The organism is Mycobacterium sp. URHD0025, assembly GCF_000426065.1.
Lineage (GTDB): Bacteria > Actinomycetota > Actinomycetes > Mycobacteriales > Mycobacteriaceae > Mycobacterium.
Window position 1 is genome coordinate 1 of the sequence record NZ_AUEQ01000031.1, and the last position, 1,442, is coordinate 1,442.

The window sequence follows — 1,442 nt, forward strand, 5'->3', positions numbered from 1 at the left end:
TGAAGTGCTCCCCGGAAGTTGGACTGAGAAATTCAGTTTCTTCTTCTGGGGAGTACTTTTTTGCATCCTTCTAGTTCGTTGAGTGAGGCTCAACGTGGTGCGGCGGTAGCGTTGTTCGAGCAGGGTCGGGGCTATGGCGCCACGGCGAGGTATCTGGGAGTGAGCCGGGGGCCGGTTCGCGAAATATATCGCCGTTGGGTCCTGCATGGCAGGAAGGTACTGGTGGCAAAACCGACCAAAACGCAGTACTCGTTCGAGTTCAAGCTCGAAGTGGTGGGCAAGGTGATCGACGAGGGTGCGTGTGCGCAGCAGGTAGCTCAGGAGTACCGGCTGTCCTCGGCGACGCTGGTGCAGACCTGGGTGCGGACCTATCGCCGGCTCGGTGAGGACGGGTTGAAACCCAAACCGCAAGGGCGCCAACCCAAAGACGCGGATTCTTCGTCGCAGGAGTTGACGGATCTGCAGCGGTTGGAGCAGGAGAATGTGCGGCTGCGAGCAGAGAACGCCTACTTAAAAAAATTGCGGGCCTTGAGGGCGCAGGAGCGGCGGTGAAAGCCGCCGCTGTCGCCGCTCTCAAGGCTGATCATCCGCTGCTGGTGCTGTTGGAGGTCGCGCAGTTGGCGCGGTCGACGTTTTACTACCACCACGGCAAACCCGAGGTGGCTGATGCGCGCGCCGACCTCAAGACCGCGATCACTGAGGTATTCGAGGCTGCCCACGGCCGCTACGGGCACCGCCGCATCCACACGGTGCTGATCAGGCGCGGTTTCGTGGTGGCCAAAAAGACCGTGCTGGCGTTGATGCGCGAGCTGGCGCTGATCTGCCGGGTGCGGCGCCGCCGCCGCTACAACTCTTACAGCGACCAGGCCGGGCAGATCACCGAGAACATCCTGGACCGCGACTTCAGCGCGAGCGCGCCGAATCAGAAGTGGGTCACCGACGTGACCGAGTTCCGCATCGGTGAGCGCAAGGTCTATCTGTCACCGGTCCTCGATTTGTTCGATCGGTCGGTGCTGGCCTACGCGTGGTCGATGAGCCCGAATGTGGAGTTGACCAACACTTCACTGACCGCTGCGATCGCCACCTTGCAACCGGGTGAACGTCCGCTGGTGCATTCCGATCAGGGCTTCCAATACCGGCATTGGTCCTGGCGTAAGTTGCTCGGCGACGTTGAGGCGGTGCAGTCGATGTCGCGCAAAGGCAACTGCTATGACAACGCGGTCATGGAGAACTTTTTCGGCCACCTGAAGTCAGAAATGTTCCACCACAACCGGTTCGACACTGTCGAGGACTTCGCCGCTGCCCTCGACACCTACATCCACTGGTACAACATCGAACGAATCTCGACAAAGCTCAAGGGCCTGAGCCCGGTCCAATACCGGGCCCAGGCCCTTGCCGCTTAGGCTCCAAACGTCAGAGTCCAACTTCTGGGGACCACTTCA

2 protein-coding genes are annotated in these 1,442 nt (G+C 60.6%); both read left to right on the forward strand.

The annotated features are described in order from the left end of the window. The first annotated feature begins 222 nt into the window (after positions 1 to 222). Positions 223 to 552 carry a helix-turn-helix domain-containing protein gene (locus H977_RS35985; protein WP_231396085.1) on the forward strand — a complete coding sequence of 110 codons (330 nt, stop codon included), beginning with the start codon at positions 223 to 225 and terminating at the stop codon, positions 550 to 552. Next, positions 549 to 1,403: an IS3 family transposase gene (locus H977_RS35990; protein WP_029111014.1), complete on the forward strand. Its 855-nt coding sequence runs from the start codon at positions 549 to 551 to the stop codon at positions 1,401 to 1,403. Before H977_RS35985 ends, H977_RS35990 begins: the two co-directional genes overlap by 4 nt. The last annotated feature ends 39 nt before the right edge of the window (positions 1,404 to 1,442 follow it).